Annotated in this window: 14 protein-coding genes, 1 pseudogene and 1 riboswitch; of the genes and pseudogenes, 8 read left to right on the plus strand and 7 right to left on the minus strand. The window is 72.2% G+C overall.

What is annotated here, in order from left to right; translation table 11 throughout:
* Positions 1-17: 17 nt before the first annotated feature.
* Positions 18-1,229: a C40 family peptidase gene (locus ACZ7LS_RS05700; protein ID WP_385131834.1), complete on the minus strand. Its 1,212-nt coding sequence runs from the start codon at positions 1,227-1,229 to the stop codon at positions 18-20.
* A riboswitch (cyclic di-AMP (ydaO/yuaA leader) is annotated at positions 1,228-1,375 on the minus strand. It overlaps the preceding gene by 2 nt.
* 276 nt (positions 1,376-1,651) lie before the next feature.
* Here ACZ7LS_RS05700 and ACZ7LS_RS05705 point away from each other — a divergent pair.
* On the plus strand, positions 1,652-4,186 hold the full coding sequence (locus ACZ7LS_RS05705; RefSeq protein WP_382520510.1) for an ATP-dependent DNA helicase: 2,535 nt from the start codon (positions 1,652-1,654) through the stop codon (positions 4,184-4,186).
* A gap of 120 nt (positions 4,187-4,306) precedes the next feature.
* Here the strand turns inward: ACZ7LS_RS05705 and ACZ7LS_RS05710 are convergent, their stop codons facing one another.
* On the minus strand, positions 4,307-6,061 hold the full coding sequence (locus tag ACZ7LS_RS05710; protein WP_385131836.1) for a M23 family metallopeptidase: 1,755 nt from the start codon (positions 6,059-6,061) through the stop codon (positions 4,307-4,309).
* A gap of 248 nt (positions 6,062-6,309) precedes the next feature.
* Positions 6,310-7,224 (minus strand): esterase/lipase family protein, encoded by a 915-nt coding sequence (locus tag ACZ7LS_RS05715; protein WP_385131838.1) that lies wholly within the window; start codon positions 7,222-7,224, stop codon positions 6,310-6,312.
* Between the two features lie 430 nt (positions 7,225-7,654).
* Here ACZ7LS_RS05715 and ACZ7LS_RS05720 point away from each other — a divergent pair, with 430 nt between their 5' ends.
* Complete coding sequence (locus ACZ7LS_RS05720) at positions 7,655-8,143, plus strand: cobalamin B12-binding domain-containing protein (RefSeq protein WP_382668299.1); 489 nt, start codon at positions 7,655-7,657, stop codon at positions 8,141-8,143.
* A gap of 74 nt (positions 8,144-8,217) precedes the next feature.
* Here the strand turns inward: ACZ7LS_RS05720 and ACZ7LS_RS05725 are convergent, their stop codons facing one another.
* Both ACZ7LS_RS05725 and ACZ7LS_RS05730 read right to left on the minus strand, forming a co-directional pair.
* Positions 8,218-9,930, minus strand: coding sequence for a DUF5691 domain-containing protein (locus ACZ7LS_RS05725; RefSeq protein ID WP_385131841.1), 1,713 nt, complete (start codon positions 9,928-9,930; stop codon positions 8,218-8,220).
* 155 nt (positions 9,931-10,085) lie between these two features.
* A complete protein-coding gene (locus tag ACZ7LS_RS05730) occupies positions 10,086-11,441 on the minus strand; it encodes an SWIM zinc finger family protein (RefSeq protein WP_385131843.1) in 1,356 nt (451 codons plus the stop codon).
* A 131-nt stretch (positions 11,442-11,572) separates the two neighbouring features.
* Between ACZ7LS_RS05730 and ACZ7LS_RS05735 the strand changes: the two genes are divergently transcribed.
* From ACZ7LS_RS05735 to sucD, 6 genes are all read left to right on the plus strand, one after another.
* Positions 11,573-12,007, plus strand: coding sequence for an MmpS family transport accessory protein (locus ACZ7LS_RS05735; RefSeq protein WP_382520521.1), 435 nt, complete (start codon positions 11,573-11,575; stop codon positions 12,005-12,007).
* Between the two features lie 196 nt (positions 12,008-12,203).
* On the plus strand, positions 12,204-13,319 hold the full coding sequence (locus tag ACZ7LS_RS05740) for an ATP-binding protein (RefSeq protein WP_382668290.1): 1,116 nt from the start codon (positions 12,204-12,206) through the stop codon (positions 13,317-13,319).
* The gene (locus tag ACZ7LS_RS05745; protein WP_385131846.1) at positions 13,316-15,823 is read left to right on the plus strand and encodes a DUF5682 family protein; all 2,508 of its coding nucleotides are present in this window, start codon (positions 13,316-13,318) and stop codon (positions 15,821-15,823) included. The genes ACZ7LS_RS05740 and ACZ7LS_RS05745 overlap by 4 nt, the downstream gene beginning before the upstream one ends.
* A complete protein-coding gene (locus ACZ7LS_RS05750; RefSeq protein WP_385131849.1) occupies positions 15,820-17,076 on the plus strand; it encodes a VWA domain-containing protein in 1,257 nt (418 codons plus the stop codon). Before ACZ7LS_RS05745 ends, ACZ7LS_RS05750 begins: the two co-directional genes overlap by 4 nt.
* A 252-nt stretch (positions 17,077-17,328) precedes the next feature.
* Positions 17,329-18,504, plus strand: a complete 1,176-nt coding sequence (gene sucC / locus ACZ7LS_RS05755; RefSeq protein WP_382520529.1) for an ADP-forming succinate--CoA ligase subunit beta — start codon at positions 17,329-17,331, stop codon at positions 18,502-18,504.
* A 20-nt stretch (positions 18,505-18,524) separates the two neighbouring features.
* Positions 18,525-19,409: a succinate--CoA ligase subunit alpha gene (sucD, locus tag ACZ7LS_RS05760; protein ID WP_385131852.1), complete on the plus strand. Its 885-nt coding sequence runs from the start codon at positions 18,525-18,527 to the stop codon at positions 19,407-19,409.
* A gap of 132 nt (positions 19,410-19,541) precedes the next feature.
* Here the strand turns inward: sucD and ACZ7LS_RS05765 are convergent, their stop codons facing one another.
* The gene (locus ACZ7LS_RS05765) at positions 19,542-20,396 is read right to left on the minus strand and encodes a sigma factor-like helix-turn-helix DNA-binding protein (RefSeq protein WP_382520739.1); all 855 of its coding nucleotides are present in this window, start codon (positions 20,394-20,396) and stop codon (positions 19,542-19,544) included.
* A 477-nt stretch (positions 20,397-20,873) separates the two neighbouring features.
* Positions 20,874-21,032 (minus strand): annotated as a pseudogene (locus ACZ7LS_RS05770) (helix-turn-helix domain-containing protein); the annotation flags it as partial.
* Positions 21,033-21,102: the final 70 nt, after the last annotated feature.

The following is a 21,102-nucleotide window of genomic DNA, read 5'->3' on the forward strand; positions in this document are numbered from 1 at the left end:
GGGCCCCGGGGCCGCTGTCAGGCGGGGCGGACGCTTCCGTAGATCGGCATGTAGTAGATCGACTCCTCGCGGACGTTCGCGCCCGGCTTGGGGGCGTGGATCATCATGCCGTCGCCTATGTAGATGCCGACGTGGCTGATGTCGTCGTAGAAGAAGACCAGGTCACCCGGGAGCAGATCCTCGGTCGCGACGCGCGCGCCGGCCTTCACCTGGTCCCAGGTGGTGCGCGGCAGCTCCACGCCCGCCTCCTTCCAGGCGGCCTGGGTGAGGCCGGAGCAGTCGTACGAGCTGGGGCCCGTGGCGCCCCAGACGTACGGCTTGCCCTTCTGGGCGCGGGCGAAGGAGAGGACCTTGGCGGCCTTGGTGGCATAGCTGCCGTCCGAGGCTCCGGTGCCGGTCCCTGTGCCGGTACCGCCCGTACCCGTACCCGTGCCTGAGCCGGTGCCCGAGCCCGTACCGGCCGACGGGGCCTGGGCCTGCCGCTCCTCACGCTTGCGCTCGGCCTCCGCCTTCGCGCGGGCCTCCTGCTTCGCCCGTGCCTCCGCCGTGCGGCGGGCCTCCTCTTCCTTCTTGCGCTCCAGCGCGGCCAGCCGCGCCTTCTCCTCCGTGGTCAGCTTCGACAGCAGCGCACGCGCCGCGCCGAGCTTCTGCTGCACGTTCTGCTTGCTCGTACGCAGCGCGGCCTGCGAGGCGGTGAGCGACTCCAGGTCCTTCGACGCCCGCTGCCGCTGCTTCGCCGCGTCGGCCTGCTGCGTCTGGTAGTCGGTGAGGACGCCGCGCTGACGCTCCGTCAGCCGGTCCGTCACCTGCTTCTGCTCGAAGAACGACTGCGGGCTGTCCGCGAACAGCAGGGCGGCGGTCGGGGTGATCGCGCCTTCCCGGTACTGCGCGGCCGCGAACGAGCCGAGCGTACGCCGGGCCTCGTTCAGTTTGTCCGCGCGCTTGGCGACCTCGTCGAGCACCCGGTCAACCGCGCGCTTCTGCTTCTGCGTGGCTTCTTTCGCCCGGTTGTACTTCTGCGTCTCACTGCCGGCCTGGCGGTACAGATCGTCGACCTTCTTCTGTACCTCCTCCATGGACGGCTTCGGCTCGACGGGCGCGGCGCTCGCGCTCTGCGCCGAGAGCAACGTGACCGAGGCGAGCGCGGCTGTCGTGATCCCGACGGCGGGAGAAGCGGTACGTACGCCGCTGAGGCTGCGCGGCTTGCGATGCGACGCCAAGGTCGGCATCTCCTTCCGTGGACCGCCTACCGGGTTAGCTGTCGGGTTCGGGCGGAACGGAAGGCTGCCCTACGGGCCTTGAGTGAAAGGCCCGATTCACCCCGGTTGTGCACTGTGGGTCCCCGGTTCCGAACTTCCTTCAGGAAAGTCCGAATTCGACGTGGGCCGCCCGCTTGGCGTGGGTCGCCGTTGGGGGTACGGGCTGCCTGATCGAGCACGCTAGCCAAAGTGTGGTGCTGGTGTGAAGGTCGATGGCCGATATGCCCGATACATTTTCGTGACTATTTGCGGGTGCGATGAGTGAAACCGGCTGGTGGGGTCCGTTCGTCACGATGGGTGAGCGGGGAGCCGCCTGTGGTGATGACGACCAGGGCGGGGAATTCCGAAGGCGGGCGCGGGGTGTCAGTGGGGCGGCCTAGACTCGGAAAGCGATGAGCAGCCTCTTTGACGACAGTTTCCTGGCAGACCTCCAGCCCTCCGGCGACGAGCATCCTCCGCCGCCCGAGGACGACGCCGGGCACGCACCGGAGCAGGTGCCCGACGACCTCTTCCAGGGTGCCTACGACGCGCCCCCGGCGCGGGACCAGTACCACCGCGACGGCGCGCCGCGTACGGTCGTGGACCCCGCCGCGCTGCTCGAAGGGCTGAACGAGGAGCAGCGCGCGGCCGTCGTGCACACCGGCTCGCCCCTGCTCATCGTGGCCGGGGCCGGGTCGGGCAAGACCAGGGTGCTGACCCACCGGATCGCGTATCTGCTGGGCACCCGCAGCGTCCACCCCGGTCAGATACTGGCGATCACGTTCACCAACAAGGCCGCGGGCGAGATGAAGGAACGGGTCGGCCAGCTCGTCGGCCCGCGCGCCAACGCCATGTGGGTCATGACGTTCCACAGCGCCTGCGTACGGATCCTGCGGCGCGAGTCGAAGAGGCTCGGCTTCACCTCGTCGTTCTCCATCTACGACGCCGCCGACTCGAAGCGCCTGATGGCCCTGGTCTGCCGCGATCTGGACCTCGACCCCAAGCGGTACCCGCCCAAGTCCTTCAGCGCCAAGATCTCGAATCTGAAGAACGAGCTGATCGACGAGGAGACGTTCGCCGGCCAGGCCGCCGACGGCTTCGAGAAGACGCTCGTCGAGGCGTACCGGATGTACCAGTCGCGGCTGCGCGAGGCCAACGCGCTGGACTTCGACGACATCATCATGACCACCGTCCATCTGCTCCAGGCGTTCCCCGATGTCGCCGAGCACTACCGTCGGCGCTTCCGGCATGTCCTGGTGGACGAGTACCAGGACACCAACCACGCTCAGTACACGCTCGTACGCGAGCTGGTGGGCCCCTCGGGCGAGGAGAACGACCCGGCCGAGCTGTGTGTCGTCGGTGACGCCGACCAGTCGATCTACGCCTTCCGGGGCGCCACGATCCGCAACATCCTCCAGTTCGAGGAGGACTACCCGGACGCGACGACCATTCTGCTGGAGCAGAACTACCGCTCCACGCAGACGATCCTCAGCGCCGCCAACGCGGTCATCGAGCGGAACGAGAGCCGCCGGCCGAAGAATCTGTGGACGAAGGCCGGCGCGGGCGCCCAGATCACCGGCTACGTCGCGGACACGGAGCACGACGAGGCGCAGTTCGTCGCCGACGAGATCGACCGGCTGACGGACGCGGGCGAGGCCAAGGCGGGCGATGTCGCGGTCTTCTACCGTACGAACGCGCAGTCCCGTGTCTTCGAGGAGATCTTCATCCGGGTCGGCCTGCCCTACAAGGTCGTCGGCGGAGTGCGCTTCTACGAGCGCAAGGAGGTCCGCGACGTGCTGGCCTATCTGCGCGTCCTGGCCAACCCGGAGGACAACGTCCCGCTGCGCCGGATCCTGAACGTGCCCAAGCGCGGCATCGGGGACCGCGCGGAGGCGATGATCGACGCGCTCGCGCTGCGCGAGAGGATCACCTTCCCGCAGGCGCTGCGGCGGGTGGACGAGGCGTACGGCATGGCCGCCCGGTCGGCCAACGCCGTCAAGCGGTTCAACACGCTGATGGAGGAGCTGCGTACGGTCGTCGAGTCCGGCGCCGGGCCCGCGACGGTCCTGGAGGCCGTGCTCGAACGGACCGGCTATCTGGCGGAGTTGCAGGCCTCGACCGACCCGCAGGACGAGACGCGGATCGAGAACCTCCAGGAACTGGCCGCGGTGGCGCTGGAGTTCGAGCAGGAGCGCGGCCAGGCCGCCGCGGAGGCAGCGGGCGATGGCGGGGACGGCGGGGACGGCGGGGCTGCTGCCGAAGGCGCGCCCGCGGCCGGTACGGCCGCCACGACCGGCACGCTCGCCGAATTCCTGGAGAAGGTGGCGCTCGTCGCCGACTCCGACCAGATCCCCGACGAGGACGAGGACGGCTCCGGTGTCATCACGCTGATGACGCTGCACACCGCCAAGGGCCTCGAATTCCCCGTCGTGTTCCTGTCGGGCATGGAGGACGGCGTCTTCCCGCACATGCGCGCCCTCGGCCAGACGAAGGAACTGGAGGAGGAGCGGCGGCTGGCGTACGTGGGCATCACGCGCGCCCGCGAGCGCCTCTATCTGACCCGGTCGTCGATGCGGAGCGCGTGGGGCCAGCCCTCGTACAACCCGCCGTCGCGGTTCCTGGAGGAGATCCCCGGACACCACCTGGAGTGGAAGCGGACCGGCGCGCAGATCCCCGCGGGGCCGACGTCCGGGATCGCGTCCTCGCTGTCCTCGTCCTCCGCGCGGTCGAGGTCGGGCGGCGGGCCTTCGGGTTTCGCGACGCGGCGCACCACCGACAAGCCGGTGATCGCGCTGGCGGTCGGGGACCGCGTCACGCACGACCAGTTCGGCCTCGGCACGGTCATGGCGGTGACGGGTACGGGCGCGGACACACAGGCGACGGTCGACTTCGGCGACACGAAGCCCAAGCGGCTGCTGCTGCGCTACGCGCCGGTCGAGAAGCTGTAAGGGCGGTAAGAGGACGGGACGACGTAACGGGCCCCGGAGGGGGGCTCGTTACGCCGGACGTCCGACGCCGGTTCGGAGGCGGGGCGGGCGCGGTCGCCGCGGGGCGCCCCTGACGTCGGGTTACGTCGGGTCGACGCCGTGGCTGCGGAGCCAGGCCAGCGGGTCGATCGCGGCGCCGCCGCCGGGCCGTACCTCGAAGTGCAGGTGCGGTCCCGTGGAGTTGCCCGAGTTCCCCGAATACGCGATCACGTCACCGGCCTTGACCGAACCGGAACGGATCTTCGTGGTGCTGAGGTGGCAGTACCAGGTCTCGGTGCCGTCGGGCGCGGTCACGATCGCCATGTTCCCGTAGGCGCTGTTGTACTGCGTGCGTACGGTGCCGTCGGTCGCGGCCATCACCGGCGTGCCGTACGACACGGGGAAGTCGATCCCGGTGTGAATGGACATCCAGTTGACGCCGGCCTGGCCGTAGCGCGCGCTGAGCCCGTGCTGTGAGACGGGGAGGACGAACTTGGGCCGCTCGGCCTCCTTGCGGGCCGCCTCCGCCGCGCGCCTCTTCTTCTCCGCTTCCTGCCGGGCCTGGAGGTCGATGCGCTCCTGCGTGCGGCTGGCCCGGTCGCCGAAGTCGCGGGCGTCGGCGTTGAGCGCGGCGAGCTGGGTGTCCAGCTTGTTGTTCGCGGCCACGGGCTTCACGGAGCCGGGATCGGCGGCCGAGGCGGTCGTGGTCTTGTCGGCCTGGGACTCCTCGCCCGCGCCGAGGCCGCCGACGGAGGCGGCGGCGACACCCGCGACGCCCATCACGCAGGCGGAGGGGACGGCGACCGTGAGGAGCGCGGAGCGCTTGGCGGGGGTGCGACGGCGGCCCCGGCCACCGGACGGGCCGGGGCCTGCCCGGCGTTCGCTGCGGGGCGGGACGCTCACGGCGGGAGTGGTCATGGTCTCCGCCATGTGCAGCGGTTCGGCCTCGGGCGCGGCGTCCGTTTCCGTGTCGCCTTCGAATCCGGCCGTGCCGGTCCCGGTCGCTACGGGCTCTCCGGTCCCTCCGGCCTCGGCGTGCGCGTCGCTTCCCGTGCCGGTCTCGGCGTCGTAGCCGGGCTCCGCGTCGAAGGCGTGTTCAGGCTCCGGCCCCGGGGCGCCGTACTCCGCGCCCGGGGCGAGGTCGTACCGCTCGTACGCGTTGTCGTACGGGGCGTCGGCCGTTGTGCCGGACGAGTTCCAGGCGGTGGCGTCGTACGCGCCGGTGTCGAACGCGGGCGCCGCCCACTGCGCGGTCGCCTCGTACCCGAACGGCGCCGCTTCGAACTGGCCCGTCTCGAACTGCGACGCGTCGAACTGCCCGGTCTCGAACTGCCCCGTCTCGAACTGTGCGCCTGCGAACGGTGCGGTGGGGTCGAACGGTGCCGCGACGGTGTGGTCCGAGACGCCGTACGCGAACTGCGTGGCGTCGAACTGACCTGTTCCGCCAGCCCCGTTCAGCGGGTCACCCTGATGCGCCTGATGTGACAGGTTCGCCTGGTTCGCCTGGTTCCAGGCGTCCGCGTCCCACTGGCCCGTGACATCCGGCTCCGCCGACTGGCCCGGGATGCCCGGGGTCTGCTGATAGCCGCTGTCGGGCGCGGTGGTGACCGTGGCCCACTGGCCGCTGGTGTCGTACTGCTCGTACTGCGGCCCGGCGTACGCGTCGTACGCGGTCGCGGTCGTCTGATGAGCGCCGGTGTCCCACTGTGCACCGTCGTACTGGCCGGGCATGGCCTGGGGGCTGTCATAGCCGCCCGAGCCGTCCGGGATGGTACCGAAGAGTGGGTCGGTCTCGAAGCTGCCGTTCTGGTAGCCGTCGTATGCGGCGTACCCGGCGTGGGCGTGCTGGTCGTTCACCAACTTCTCTCTCGCCTCGGCAGCAGAACCAGGGTTTCCTCCGGGAGCCTGTCCGGCGGACCGGTTCCCTGAGTGAAAGCAGTGGCCGCGACTGTACCCGGCGGTATAGGACGGCGACAATCTTCGGCAGGTTTTGCGTTCCGTTGAAACGGGCATTCGGCCGTGTTTCGGCGGACGACGGGCGCAGACTTGGCCCTACGTTCGATACATGTTCGAGACGGGAGAGGGATTTCGAAGAGTCCCGCGCGTCAGGCGACGGACGCCGGCCCGTCGAATCGGGGCTCGTCCTCCGCGGATTCCTCGGGCGTGAGACCGGAGTTGACGGCGTCCAGGCTGAATTCGCCGGTGAGTCCGGGGGATTCGAGCGCGTGCCGGATCCCGGCGGCGACTCCTGGGTGCACGGTCATGGCGAGATGCCCGACCCCGCTCACCAGTACGTTCTCCGCCTGGAGGTCTGGATGCGTGATGCGCGCGGTGAGGGCCGGCGTCATCAGCTGGTCGAGATCGCTCCAGAAGCTCACGAATCGCGTACGGCAGCCGGGCGCGGGCAGCCGCAACTCCTCGATCAGATCCGACCCCGGCCGCATCTGCCGTACGACGGGGTGGGCGTCCGCCAGTGGCACGACGGCCGTGCCTTCGTGCGGCGTCGCGATCGTGACCAGCGTACGTACCTGTGAGTCACCGCCCAGACGCTGTACGTAATAGCGCGCGATCAGCCCGCCGAGGCTGTGTCCGATCACATCGACCTGTCGGTGGCCGGTGCGGGCGCGGATCTCCTCGATATGGCGGCCCAGCTCCTCGGCGGCCGTGCGGATGTCGCAGGTCAGCGGCGAGTAGTTGAGCGATACGAGCCGGGTCCAGCCGTGCCGGGCCAGGGAGCGGCGCAGCAGGACGAAGACGGACCGGTTGTCGACGAGGCCGTGGAGCAGGACGACGGGGGGATGGGTGCGGCCCTCGGTGGGCAACTGGGCGGTTTCCGGCGGCAGGGGTTCGGCTCGGCGCTCCTGGATGATTCCGGCCGGGTAGAGGACGAGATGGCCGGTGAGCACCGCCAGGTCGAGCGCGTTGGCCCGGAGCGCGTCGAGCGCGTCGTCGGGGAGCGTGGCGTGCCACACGCGGCCCGCCTGGCGCAGGAGTGGCGGAACGAAGGGGAAAAGCGGCAAGAACGGCGAAACCTTCACAGCCGACCTCCGAACGGCACCCGGGGGGCGTCTCTGGCCCTCGCGTGCCCTCATGGGGCGCCGCCCGGCGGGTCGGATGGCTTCCGGCACGCCGAAGTGCCCGGGGCCGGTACACGTGAGCCGTGCCACCGCGCCGCGCGGCTGGCGGCACGGTGGAACGGCGCCCATGTGGCGACTCCTCTTGCGGCTCCCCTCGCGGTCGTCCCCTGCCCGGCCGGGTGGGCCGAGTCATACCGGAACGACGCAAAGCGAACATGTCCCACGTGTGATTTCCCCCTCGCGGACCTCCGCGAAACGGCCGCGTGCGGGATGCTGTGGATAACGTTCGTTCACCTCCGTGGGCCCGGTCCCGACCGGACCGGGGCGCGGGGACCCGTGCCAATGACAGTGCGGTCGGTATGTGGAGGCAGTGATGGGTGTGGCTTGGCATCCGGAGAACCAGGATCCGGGGAATCAGTCGCGGAGCCAGGACGGCACGAGCGGAGCGCGGCCGGCCGGCGGCCCGATCCGGGTGGTGGTGGCGAAGCCGGGACTCGACGGGCACGACCGCGGGGCCAAGGTGATCGCGCGTGCGCTGCGCGACGCGGGGATGGAGGTCATCTACACGGGGCTCCATCAGACACCCGAGCAGATCGTGGACACGGCGATCCAGGAGGACGCCGAGGCGATCGGCCTCTCGATCCTCTCCGGGGCGCACAACACGCTCTTCGCGAAGGTCATCGCGCTGCTCAAGGAGCGCGACGCGGCCGACATCAAGGTCTTCGGCGGCGGCATCATCCCGGAGGCGGACATCCCCCCGCTCAAGGAGCTGGGCGTGGCCGAGATCTTCACCCCGGGGGCGACGACGACCTCCATCGTCGCCTGGATCAACGCCCACGTCCGCCAGCCCGCGGGCGCGTGAGGCGCGGAGTGTGTCCCGCAAGGCCCGAAGCACCAGGACACGCCAGCCCGCGGGCGCGTGAGGCGCGGCGTCGCTCACGGCGCCGTCGGTTCGGTGGGCCGGCCGAGGTCGTCGGCGCCGGTGATCCCGGTGTGTCCGTCGAGTTCGGCCAGCATCGACGCGCGCAGCCGCAGCGTGGAGACCAGCCGCCGGAAGGCTTCCGACCAGTAGCCGCCCGCGCCCGGTGACGCGTCCTCCGGCTCGTCCCGGGTCGCGGTGAGCAGCTCCAGCCGGCTCGCCTCCGCGGGATCGAGGCATCGCTCGGCGAGCCCCATGACCCCGCTGAAGCTCCAGGGGTAGCTTCCCGCGTCCCGGGCGATGTCCAGCGCGTCCACGACCGCCCGGCCGAGCGGCTCCGCCCAGGGCACCGCGCAGACGCCGAGCAGCTGGAACGCCTCGGAGAGACCATGGGCGGCTATGAACGAGGCCACCCAGGAGGCCCGTTCGGCGGGCGGCAGCGTGGCGAGAAGCTTCGCCCGTTCCGCCAGCGACGAGGTGCCGGAGGTGCCGGGACCGGCGGCCGGGGAAGCGGCCGGCGCGCCCAGCAGGGCCGTGGACCACCGCGCGTCCCGCTGCCGTACGGCCGCCCGGCACCAGGCGGCGTGCAGCTCGTCGGCCCAGTCGTCCAGGACGGGCAGCGCGACGATCTCCTCCGGAGTACGGCCGCCGAGCCTGGCGGGCCAGGTGGCCAGCGGGGCCGCCTCGACCAACTGGCCCAGCCACCAGGACCGTTCGCCCCGGCCGGCGGGCGGCGCCGGGACCACGCCGTCACGCTGCATGTCCGCGTCGCATTCGTGCGGCGCCTCGACCGTGACGACCTGCCCGCCGCCCGTACGGTCCATGCTCACGCACGTCGCCGCGCGGGCCGCCATCCGTCCGGCGAGTGCGGAGCCGGGCAGCGCGGAGAGCAACTCGGCGGCGGTGTGGCGGACATTGCGGCTGCGGTCCGACAGGGCCCGCTCCAGAAACGGCTCGTCCGTCCCCGACAGCCCCGTACGCAGCGAGTCGAGGAACATCAGCCGGTCCTCGGCGCGCTCCGTGGACCAGGTCGAGGCGAGCAGCGCCCGGGAGGCCTCCGCGTCCTGGGCGCGTACGGCGGCGAGCAGCGCGACCCGCTCGGCGAACAGGCCCTCCTCCCAGAGCTGCCGGACGGCCTCGCCGTCCCGTGGGTCGGGCAGCAGGGCGCCGCCGGACGCGCCCCGCAGCGCGAACTTCCACTCCGGGTTGAACCGCGCGAGCCAGAGCCCGCGCGGCCCGGCGAACGTCAGCGCCTGCGGGCGCAGATCGGTACGCGCGCGGGCCGCGTCGAGCAGCGCGGGCAGTACGTCGGCGGGCGCGCGATAGCCGTGCTCGTTGGCGGCGGCGAGCCACTGCGGGAGCAGCTCGGTGAGGTCGGGGGCCGCGCCGCGCCGCCCTCCGCCGCCCGAGGACGCCGTCCGGTCGGCGAGCAACTGGCCGAGCCGTCTTCCGGCGGCGTCCGGCAACGGCGCGCGGCCGTCATGGGGCGCGGGCTCCGGGCGGGCCGCGGCGCGCGCCGGAAGGAGGCCCGCCCTGCGCCGTACGGTGTGCAGCGCGGCGGCGTCCAGCAGGGCCACCGGCTCCTCCTTGCCCGGGGCCAGGATCTCCGCGGGCGGGGTGCGGCGCTCCGTACCGAGCAGCGCGGAGGTGACGAGCCCTTCCCAGGGCGTCGTGACGCGGGGCGTGCCGGTGGGGCCGGCCGGGTCGATGGTGCGAGTCGTGTCCGTCATGAAGCCCTCCGTTGTCGGCGCGGGTCGGCCAGGTCCTGTCGGGACCGTCGGGTGAGCGGGACCGTCGGGTGAGCGGGATCACCGGGCGAGCGGGGCCGGTGGGCGAGCGGGTCCGGTGGCTGAGGGGTCGGCGGGATTGTCGGGCCGGGGGACCGTCAGGTCAGCGGGACCGGCCCGCGTATGTCCTCGGACCAGGCCGCGAGCGGAAGGAAGCCGCGGTGGCCGCACTCGCCGAAGACCGTGACAGGACCGCCCCCGGACAGCGCGGCCAGCTTCCACAGACCGGGCCGCGCGAGAGCCGAGCCCGTGATCGGAAGCGCGGATTCCCCGTCCGCGTCGGCCAGTTGCCAGCCGCCGCCCGGCGCCGGCACGGGGATGACCTCCGTCAGTGTCACCGGCCAGGCGTCCAGCCAGGGATCGGCGCGCAGTGCCGCGCCGTACGCCTCGATCGCCGCTGTCGTGGAGCCGCCGGGCGGCGGTCCCGGGATCGGGGCCGGGGCGCCGAACTGCTGCCCCCAGTCGGCCCGTAGCTGCCCTCCGCCCCCGTGCGGGGTGATCTCCGCCTCCAGCATCAGGCCCACCGGCAGCGCCAGTTGCGGGGAGCGCCCCGCCGCGCCGAAGGCGAGCACCAGCGCGGAACGCCCCGAGCCCCGTCCGTACAGCCGGATCCGGCGGGTGACGAGCTTGCCGTCCGAGGAGTCGGACTGGGCGAGGACCTGCCAGTGGTCCCTGACCGGCGGGCCGGCGGCCGGTGACGGGAGACCGATTCTCGTACGGACCGTCGTCGCCAGCGGCTCCGGCAGCCGGTCGCGGCCGAGCCACGCCGTGGTCAGCAGATGCAGCAGCGCGGACTCCTCCAGCAGCCGCACCGGCCATCCCGGGCCCGAGCCGGGTATCGCCCCCAGCTCCCGCACCCGGCCCGCGAGCCCCGGCGCCTGGGCGTCGACCATCCGGGCCGCCGTCTCCTCCCACAGTCCGTATCCCGACTGCTCCGCCGAGGCCAGCCCGCCGCGCAGCAGATCCGTCAGCCGCTGCTCAAGCTCCGTGGCACCCGCGCTGATTCTGGTGGCCCTGCGCGCCGCCCTGCGCCGTGCGGCCTCGGGATCGGCCGGTTTCCCGGACCCGGCCGGGCCGGCCTCCCCCGCGGGCCGCTCCTCTGCCCGATCCCCGCGCCCTTCGAGCCATTCCGCGGTCCAGCCGGGCTCCTCCGCCGTCTCCGGCACGCTCCGCTCGTCCACCGCCCAGAGCAGCAGCAGCCCCAGCGCGTGCTTGCACGGAAACTTCCGGCTCGGGCAACTGCACTTGTAAGCGGGGCCCGTTGTGTCCACAATGGTCTGATACGGCTTACTGCCGCTGCCTTTGCACAGGCCCCACACGGCCCCCGCGGAGCCGCAGCCCGCCTCCGACCACGGCCCGGCCGTGCCCAGTTTGTTGCCCGCTTTCCGTGACGCGTCGTCAGGAGCCAGAGCGAGCACCTGTTCCGTCGTCCAGCGCACCCCCGTTTGATTCATGTCCACGACGTTAGAACGCCCCACTGACAATCGCTCTGACCTGCGTATTCGATGAACAACGGGCAGAATGACTTTGCCTTGCCTTTGCTATATCGTGCGAGCTTCCTATGCCACGAACCGGGGGATCACTCATGAACCGCACCGTCCGCGCCGCCCTCTCCACCCTCGCCGTCACCGGCCTCGCGCTGGGCCTCGGCGCCTGCTCCGAAGCCGCGGAGCGAGTCGACAAGGCCGTGACCGACGAGGTCGACAAGGCCGTCAACGAGACCTACGAGGTCACCTACGAGGTCACGGGCAAGAACATCGACACGATCGACTACCACGGCGGGGGCGGCGAGGCCATGGAGCCCAAGATCGAGACGGTCGAGAAGCCCACGCTGCCCTGGAAGAAGACGGTCACGCTGCGCGGCATCATGCCGCCCGGTGTCATGCCGACCGCCCTGGACGCGGCCGGCGCCGAGGTCACCTGCAAGATCATCTACAAGGGCGAGGTCATCAAGGAGGAGACGGACGCGGGCAAGGCCGCAGCGGGCGGCTGCATCGCGGTTTCCCCGATCGCCGGCTGACGATCGCCGGCTGACGATCGCGGGGTCGTGGGCCCGGGGCTCGGGCGCGGGGTAACGCCCCCTCGTACGCGGGCGCGTCCGCGTACGCGCGGCCCCGGCCCGCGACGCCCGCCCGGCCCTCGCGACGACGGCCGATTGTCAGTGGCGTGGTGCACCGTGGATCTCACATCCGGTCGACCGATCTGGAGGGGGATCCATGACCATGCCCGAAACCACCGCGCCCGCCGGGACCGAGGAGGCGCTGCGCCCGCACGCCGAGGACGCGTTCGCGGACGAGCTGAGGGCGCTGGCCGCGGCCGACGACCGGCAGCGGCCCGTCAGGTGGCGGCTGTCGCCGTGGGCCGTGGCCACGTATCTGCTCGGTGGCACGCTCCCCGACGGGACGGTGATCACACCGAAGTACGTGGGGCCGCGCCGGATCGTCGAAGTCGCGGTCACCACGCTCGCCACCGACCGGGCGCTGCTGCTCCTCGGCGTGCCGGGCACCGCCAAGACCTGGGTCTCCGAGCATCTGGCGGCGGCTGTCAGCGGTGACTCGACCCTGCTCGTACAGGGCACGGCCGGCACGCCCGAGGAGGCGATCCGCTACGGCTGGAACTACGCGCAGCTGCTCGCCCACGGCCCCAGCCGCGACGCGCTGGTGCCCAGCCCGGTGATGCGGGCCATGTCGGAGGGGATGACCGCGCGCGTCGAGGAACTGACCCGTATCCCCGCCGATGTGCAGGACTCACTGATCACGATCCTGTCCGAGAAGACCCTGCCGGTCCCCGAGCTGGGCCAAGAGGTGCAGGCCGTCCGGGGGTTCAATCTGATCGCCACGGCCAACGACCGCGACCGGGGGGTCAACGACCTCTCCAGCGCGCTGCGCCGCCGGTTCAACACCGTCGTCCTGCCGCTGCCCGCCACCCCGGAGGCCGAGGTCGACATCGTCTCCCGGCGCGTCGACCAGATGGGGCGTTCGCTCGATCTGCCGGCCGGGCCCGAGGGCATCGACGAGATCCGCCGGGTCGTCACGGTCTTCCGTGAACTGCGCGACGGCGTCACGACCGACGGCCGGACGAAACTCAAGTCCCCCTCGGGGACGCTCTCCACGGCCGAGGCGATCTCCGTGGTCACCAACGGCCTCGCGCTCGCCGCCCACTTCGGGGACGGCGTGCTGCGGCCGGGCGATGTCGCGGCAGGCATCCTCGGCGCCGTCGTCCGCGACCCGGCGGCGGACCGGGTGATCTGGCAGGAGTACGTCGAGACGGTGGTCCGTGAGCGCGACGGCTGGAAGGACTTCTACCGTGCCTGCCGCGAGGTGAGCGCGTGACCACGACGGGCGCGCCGGGCGCGGGCGCCGCGAGCACGGGCTCGGCGAGCACGCGTGCGCGTGCGGGAGCGGGGGTCAGGAGCGGATCCGGCGCGGGCGGACCGCTGCTGCTCGGGGTCCGGCATCACGGGCCGGGGTCCGCGCGTGCGGTACGGGCGGCGCTCGACGCGGCCGCGCCCCGCGTCGTCCTCGTCGAAGGCCCGCCCGAGGGGGACGCGCTGCTGGCGCTCGCCGCCGACGAGGCGATGCGGCCGCCCGTCGCGCTCCTGGCGCACGCGGTGGACGATCCGGGGCGCGCGGCCTTCTGGCCGCTGGCCGAGTTCTCACCGGAGTGGGTCGCGATCCGCTGGGCGCTGGAGCATGACGTACCGGCCCGGTTCATCGACCTGCCCGCGGCGCACTCCCTGGCGCTCGCCGCGGCGGACGACGAATCCGGCGACGTCGACGTCCATGCCGACGAGTCGGGGTCCGAGTCCGGGTCCGGGTCTGAACCGGAGTCCGGGTCCGAGGGCGACGGATCGGCGGACGAGGAGAGCGTGCGGACCGATCCGCTCGCCGTTCTCGCCGGGGCCGCCGGGTACGACGACCCCGAGCGGTGGTGGGAGGACGTCATCGAGCACCGCGGACCCGGCCGCGCGGACGACCCCTTCGCACCGTTCGCGGCGGTCGCCGAGGCCATGGGCGCGCTGCGCGAGGAGTACGGAGACGGCGGACCCCGGCGCGATCTCGTCCGCGAGGCCCATATGCGGCTCCAGCTCAGGACCGCGCGCAAGGAGTTCGGGGACGACGGCGTCGCCGTGGTCTGCGGCGCCTGGCATGTGCCCGCGCTCGGCCGGAAGACCACCGTCGCCGCGGACCGCGCGCTGCTGAAGGGGCTGCCCAAGGTCAAGGCCGGGATGACGTGGGTGCCCTGGACCCACCGCAGGCTCGCCCGGCACAGCGGCTACGGCGCGGGCATCGACTCGCCCGGCTGGTACGGACATCTCTTCGGGGTGCCGGACCGCCCCGTCGAGCGCTGGCTCACCAAGGTCGCCGGCCTGCTCAGGGAGGAGGACAGGACCGTCTCCTCCGCCCATGTCATCGAGGCGGTACGGCTCGCCGAGACGCTGGCCGCCATGCGCGGACGTCCGCTCGCCGGTCTGACCGAGACCACCGACGCGGTCCGCGCGGTGATGTGCGAGGGATCGGATGTGCCGCTCGGCCTCATCCACGACCGGCTCATCGTCGGCGAGGTGCTCGGTGAGGTCCCCGACACGGCCCCCGCCGTGCCGCTCCAGCGCGATCTCACCGCGCTCCAGCGCACCCTGCGGCTCAAGCCGGAGGCGCTGGAGCGCGAGCTGGACCTGGACCTCCGCAAGGAGCTGGACGCCGAGCGCGGCAGGCTCCTGCACCGGCTGCGGCTGCTCGGTATCGACTGGGGCGAACCGCTCATCGCACGGCCGAGCACCGGCACGTTCCGGGAGAGCTGGCGGCTGCGCTGGGAGCCCGAGCTGTACGTACGGGTCGCGGAGGCCGGCGTATGGGGCACGACCGTGCTCTCCGCCGCCACCGCCAAGGCCGAATCGCGGGCCCTCGCGGCGACCGCGCTCGCCGAGGTCACGGCGCTGGCGGAGCGCTGTCTGCTGGCCGCGCTCCCGGACGCCCTGCCCACGGTGATGCGGGCCCTCGCCGACCGCGCCGCGCTCGACGCCGATGTCGGCCGGCTCGCCCAGGCGCTGCCCGCGCTGGCCCGCTCGCTGCGCTACGGCGACGTGCGCTCCACCGACACCGGGGCGCTCGGCGAGGTGGCGGCCGGGCTCGCCGAGCGGATCTGCGTCGGACTGCCGCCCGCCTGCACCGGACTCGACGCGGACGGAGCGGCCGAGATGCGCGGCCATCTCGACGGCGTCCACACGGCGATCGGCCTCCTCCCGGACGGCCACGGCCGCGATCTGGCCGGGCGCTGGGGAGCCGTCCTCCGCACGCTCGCCGGACGGGACACCGCCCCCGGGGAGATCAGGGGCCGGGCCGCCCGGCTGCTGCTGGACGACGGACGGCTCGCCGAGGACGAGGCCGCGCGGTTCATGGGCCTCGCGCTGTCGCCCGGCACCCCGCCGACCGACGCCGCGGCCTGGATCGAGGGCTTCGTCGGCGGAGCGTCCGGAGCCGGGCGCCAGGCGGCGAGCAGCGCGGGAGGCATGCTCCTGGTCCATGACGAACGGCTCCTCGGCCTGGTGGACGCCTGGCTGACCGGAGTGTCGGCCGAGGCGTTCACGGATGTGCTGCCGCTGCTGCGCCGCACGTTCTCCGCGTACGAGCCGGGCGTACGGCGCACGCTGGGCGAGCTGGTCAGGCGCGGGCCCGCGAACGGCGGCCCGGTGGCGCCCGAGGCCGCCGCGCCCGGCTTCGGCCCCGGGCTCGACGAGACGCGCGCGGACGCCGTACTGCCGGTGCTCCGTCTGCTGCTGGGAGCCGGGGGCAGCGCCGCCCACAACAGCGACGATCTTCTGGAGGCGACGGGATGAGCGGTGGGATGAGCGGCGGCATCGGCAGCGCGACCGACGGCACCGGCACGGACCGCGCCGGCGCCGACGGGACGGACCGCGCCGCCGACGAGCGGCTGCGCCGCTGGCGGATGGTGCTCGGCGGGGAGAGCGCCGACGGGACAGGACGCGCGCTCACCGGCCGGGACGCGGCGATGGACGGCGCGCTGGCCGCCCTCTACGGCACGGGCAGGGAGAAGAACGGCGCGAGCGGCACCAGCCGCTCCGCCGGCCTCGGCGCCTCCGCGCCCTCCGTCGCCCGCTGGCTGGGTGACATCCGTACGTACTTCCCCAGCTCCGTCGTCCAGGTCATGCAGCGCGACGCGATCGACCGGCTCGGACTCGCCGCGCTGCTCCTGGAGCCGGAGATGCTGGAGGCCGTCGAGGCCGATGTCCATCTCGTCGGCACACTGCTGTCGCTCAACAAGGCGATGCCCGAGACGACCAAGGAAACGGCGCGCGCCGTCGTGCGCAAGGTGGTCGCGGACATCGAGAAGCGGCTCGCCACCCGCACCCGCGCGACGCTCACCGGCGCGCTCGACCGGTCCGCGCGTCTCAGCAGGCCGCGCCACCGGGACATCGACTGGGACCGTACGATCCGCGCCAACCTCAAGAACTACCTGCCGGAACACGGCACGGTGGTCCCGGAGCGGCTCATCGGCTACGGCCGCGCCGCGCAGTCGGTGAAGAAGGAGGTCATCCTCTGCATCGACCAGTCCGGTTCGATGGCGGCCTCCGTCGTCTACGCCTCCGTCTTCGGCGCGGTCCTGGCCTCCATGCGCTCCCTCGCCACCCGGCTCGTGGTCTTCGACACCGCCGTCGTCGATCTCACCGACCAGCTCGACGACCCTGTCGATGTCCTGTTCGGCACCCAGCTCGGCGGCGGCACCGACATCAACCGCGCGCTCACTTACTGCCAGTCGCGGATCACCCGGCCCGCCGACACCGTGGTCGTACTGATCAGCGACCTCTACGAGGGCGGGATACGGGACGGGATGCTCAAGCGGGTCGCGGCGATGAAGGCGTCGGGCGTGCGGTTCGTGACGCTGCTCGCGCTGTCCGACGAGGGAGCGCCCGCGTACGACCGCGAGCACGCGGCGGCCCTCGCCGCGCTCGGTGCGCCGGCCTTCGCCTGCACCCCCGATCTCTTCCCCGAGGTGATGGCGGCCGCCATCGAGAAGCGCCCCCTTCCCAAACCGGACAAGGAGCTGCCGAACGGGGCGATCTCCCGGTGACGCGGAAGGCTTCCGGGGCGGGTGTGACGGGTATCACCGCTCTGTGACAGGTATCACCGCTCATCTGTGATCTGCGATTTAGGGACCTACCGCCCACGGGGATAACCTGCGAGACGGACATGCCGCGTACCGGACAGCGAGTACGCCTCCCTCTGTGACAGCGCAGTCACGTTGCCCTTCGCGGCACGCCCACGCAGACAACGAACCCGCGATCACCAGGCTGCGGTTTAAAAGACAAAGGGACGGACACGCGTGGACCTGTTCGAGTATCAGGCGAGGGACCTCTTCGCCAAGCACGGTGTACCGGTGCTGGCCGGTGAAGTCATCACGACGCCTGACGCGGCTCGCGAGGTGACCGAGCGGCTCGGCGGCAAGGCCGTCGTCAAGGCGCAGGTCAAGGTCGGCGGGCGCGGCAAGGCGGGTGGCGTGAAGCTGGCCGCCGACCCGGCGGACGCCGTCGAGAAGGCCGGTCAGATCCTGGGCATGGACATCAAGGGCCACACGGTCCACAAGGTGATGCTGGCCCAGACCGCCGACATCGCGGAGGAGTACTACGTCTCCTTCCTGCTGGACCGCACCAACCGCACCTTCCTGGCCATGGCCTCCGTCGAGGGCGGCGTGGAGATCGAGGTCGTCGCGGAGGAGAACCCCGACGCGCTCGCCAAGATCCCGGTCGACGCCAACGAGGGCTGCACGCCCGAGAAGGCCGCCGAGATCGTCGCCGCCGCGAAGTTCCCGGCCGAGATCGCCGACCAGGTCGCCGACGTCCTGCAGAAGCTGTGGACCGTCTTCATCAAGGAGGACGCCCTCCTCGTCGAGGTCAACCCGCTGATCAAGTCCGGCGACGGCAAGATCATCGCGCTCGACGGCAAGGTCTCGCTCGACGAGAACGCCGACTTCCGCCAGCCCGGACACGAGGCGCTGGAGGACAAGGCCGCCGCCAACCCGCTGGAGGCCGCGGCCAAGGCCAAGAACCTCAACTACGTCAAGCTCGACGGCGAGGTCGGCATCATCGGCAACGGCGCGGGTCTGGTCATGTCGACCCTCGACGTCGTCGCGTACGCCGGTGAGAACCACGGCGGCGTGAAGCCCGCCAACTTCCTCGACATCGGCGGCGGCGCCTCCGCCGAGGTCATGGCGAACGGCCTGGAGATCATCCTCGGCGACCCGGACGTCAAGTCCGTGTTCGTCAATGTCTTCGGTGGCATCACCGCGTGCGACGAGGTCGCCAACGGCATCGTCCAGGCCCTCGAACTGCTCAGGACCAAGGGCGAGGACGTCACGAAGCCGCTGGTCGTGCGTCTGGACGGCAACAACGCGGAGCTGGGTCGCAAGATCCTGTCCGACGCCAACCACCCGCTCGTGCAGCGCGTGGACACCATGGACGGCGCGGCCGACAAGGCCGCCGAGCTCGCGGCTGCGAAGTAAGGGACAGGGATTCCGACACCATGGCTATTTTCCTGACCAAGGAAAGCAAGGTCATCGTCCAGGGGATGACCGGCGCCACCGGCATGAAGCACACCAAGCTCATGCTCGCTGACGGCACCAACATCGTCGGCGGTGTGAACCCGCGCAAGGCCGGCACGTCCGTCGACTTCGACGGCACGTCCGTACCGGTCTTCGGCTCCGTCGCCGAGGCCATCGAGAAGACCGGCGCCGACGTGTCCGTCGTCTTCGTGCCGCCGGCCTTCGCCAAGGCCGCCGTCATCGAGGCGATCGACGCCGAGATCGGTCTGGCCGTCGTGATCACCGAGGGCATCGCGGTGCACGACTCCGCCGCCTTCTGGGCGTACGCGGGCAGCAAGGGCAACAAGACCCGGATCGTCGGCCCGAACTGCCCCGGTCTGATCACCCCCGGCCAGTCCAACGCGGGCATCATCCCGGGCGACATCACCAAGCCCGGCCGGATCGGTCTCGTGTCCAAGTCCGGCACGCTGACCTACCAGATGATGTACGAGCTGCGTGACATCGGCTTCTCCTCGGCCGTCGGCATCGGTGGCGACCCGGTCATCGGTACGACCCACATCGACGCGCTCGCCGCGTTCGAGGCCGACCCCGAGACCGACCTGATCGTGATGATCGGCGAGATCGGCGGCGACGCCGAGGAGCGCGCTGCCGACTTCATCGCCAAGAACGTCTCCAAGCCGGTCGTCGGCTACGTCGCGGGCTTCACCGCGCCCGAGGGCAAGACCATGGGCCACGCCGGCGCCATCGTCTCCGGCTCTTCCGGCACCGCCCAGGCGAAGAAGGAGGCCCTGGAGGCCGCGGGCGTGAAGGTCGGCAAGACGCCGACCGAGACGGCCGGGCTCGCCCGCGCCATCCTCGCGGGCTGAGTATCCGCCTCCCGTAGGCCGTCCGCAGAGGTCCGTCTTCCGCGGGCCGTCGGCCGCCGGTCCGTACGGCACACGCGCGTGGGCCCGCACCCTCTCCCGGGTGCGGGCCCACGAGCGTTCCCGGCCGGCGGGTCAGAACGGCCGCGGTACGAGCCGGTGGGGGCCGGTCGCCGGTGCGCGGCGGAGCTTGTCGCGCAGCATCATGTCCTGCTTGCTCAGCCGGGGCGGACCGCCGGTCACCGGAACACCGCCGACCCGCTCGCCCGGCGACACCTTCGGCTGGTACTGCGTCGGCGCGGTGGCCAGGGTGAACCCCGTCGCCCCGACGATCAGCACGGTGAAGGCGATGGCCGCCCGCGTCCAGAACCGGGCCCGCCGCTCGCAGCCGGACCTCACGGCGGGCGCCTCCCCGATCGGGGGTGGCGTCGCCGCCCGGACGAGCGTGCCGAGCCGCTGCTGGAGCAGCCGCGTGTCGGTCAGTTCGGGCAACTGCACGGCGACGGCCTTGCGTGCGTTCAGCAGCCGGTTGGCGGTGGCCGGGGTGCTCGCCTCGGTCTCGGCGGCCGTCTCCGGCAGGTCGAGGCCGAGCCCGTCGTAGAGCAGCAGCGTGCGGCGGTACGACGCGGGAAGGCTCAACAGCGTCTCGCGCAGCGCCCGCTCATCGGGCTCTTCCTGTGCGCGCGCGACCGGATCGGGGCGCTCCCGAGGGCTGCGCAGCCGGTGCCAGGGCGACATCGCGTACTCGTACGCGGCGGCCCGCAGCCACCCCGCCGGGTCCCGGTCGACGGCGACCTCGGGCCAGCGCGCCCACGCGAGATGGAAGGCGCGCTCGACGGACCTCTGGGAGAGGACCCGCCGCCCGGTGAGCAGATACGCCTGGCGTACGAGGGCGGGCGCGGTGAACGCGTACAGGGCGTCGAAGGCCTCGTCGGGCGTCCGGGGCTCGATCCCGACGGCGGGCGGCTCGGGCCAGTCGGTGTTGCGCACGTCAGGGGCGGGCCGAACCGGGGCGGGCCGAACCGCTCCGGCCGTGCTCGCCGACGCCGCTCTCGCCGGTACGGGGTTCGCCGTCGCGGCGTTCGCCTTCGTCGTGTTCGCCTTCGCCCCGCGGCCGCGCCCGGCGGTGCCCGGGACGGGCGATGACGCGGAGCCCGCCGCGGACGCCGGGGCGGCTCTTGCCGTACCCGCGACGCGCGCCGTACCCGCGGCCCTCGCGGCGCCCGCGGCCCTCGCCGGGCCCGAGGCCCTCGCCGGTCCGGCGGCCCGCGCCGTACCCGCGGTTCCCCTGGACGGGGAGGGGCTCCTGCTCCGCGCCGCGGACCGCTGCGCGGCCGCCCTCGCGGCTTCCCGCCTGGCCCGTTCCTCCTGCTCCGCGTTCTCCCGGAGTTCCGCCGCGATCGACGCCAGCAGCCTCGCGTACAACTCCCCTTTGCGGCCGCGCGGAGCCGTGCGCCCGGTCTCCCAGGACCTGAGCGTCGACCGTGTGACGCCCACCGCGGCGGCGGCTTGTTTCTCGGTCATCGGCTTCGACTCGCGCAGTCTTCGCCGCTCCTCGGGGGCGGGCAGCGACGGGGCGCCGGCCCTGGTGCCTCGTGCGGTGCTCTGCGTGGTCTTCTGCGTCATGTGGGGCTCCCCGCAGCACGGTTCTGGGCAATAAAGCGCATAAGCGTATATTGAGCGACACGGCGACTAT

The sequence above is a fragment of the Streptomyces sp. NPDC039430 genome, from assembly GCF_055639435.1.

Bases quoted from the DNA above. Each gene is read 5' to 3' on its own strand.
- ACZ7LS_RS05700 (WP_385131834.1), bottom strand. From the start codon at position 1,229: ATGCCGACCTTGGCGTCGCATCGCAAGCCGCGCAGCCTCAGCGGCGTA.
- ACZ7LS_RS05705 (WP_382520510.1), top strand. From the start codon at position 1,652: ATGAGCAGCCTCTTTGACGACAGTTTCCTGGCAGACCTCCAGCCCTCC.
- ACZ7LS_RS05720 (WP_382668299.1), top strand. From the start codon at position 7,655: ATGGGTGTGGCTTGGCATCCGGAGAACCAGGATCCGGGGAATCAGTCG.
- ACZ7LS_RS05725 (WP_385131841.1), bottom strand. From the start codon at position 9,930: ATGACGGACACGACTCGCACCATCGACCCGGCCGGCCCCACCGGCACG.
- ACZ7LS_RS05730 (WP_385131843.1), bottom strand. From the start codon at position 11,441: ATGAATCAAACGGGGGTGCGCTGGACGACGGAACAGGTGCTCGCTCTG.
- ACZ7LS_RS05735 (WP_382520521.1), top strand. From the start codon at position 11,573: ATGAACCGCACCGTCCGCGCCGCCCTCTCCACCCTCGCCGTCACCGGC.
- ACZ7LS_RS05740 (WP_382668290.1), top strand. From the start codon at position 12,204: ATGACCATGCCCGAAACCACCGCGCCCGCCGGGACCGAGGAGGCGCTG.
- ACZ7LS_RS05750 (WP_385131849.1), top strand. From the start codon at position 15,820: ATGAGCGGTGGGATGAGCGGCGGCATCGGCAGCGCGACCGACGGCACC.
- sucD (WP_385131852.1), top strand. From the start codon at position 18,525: ATGGCTATTTTCCTGACCAAGGAAAGCAAGGTCATCGTCCAGGGGATG.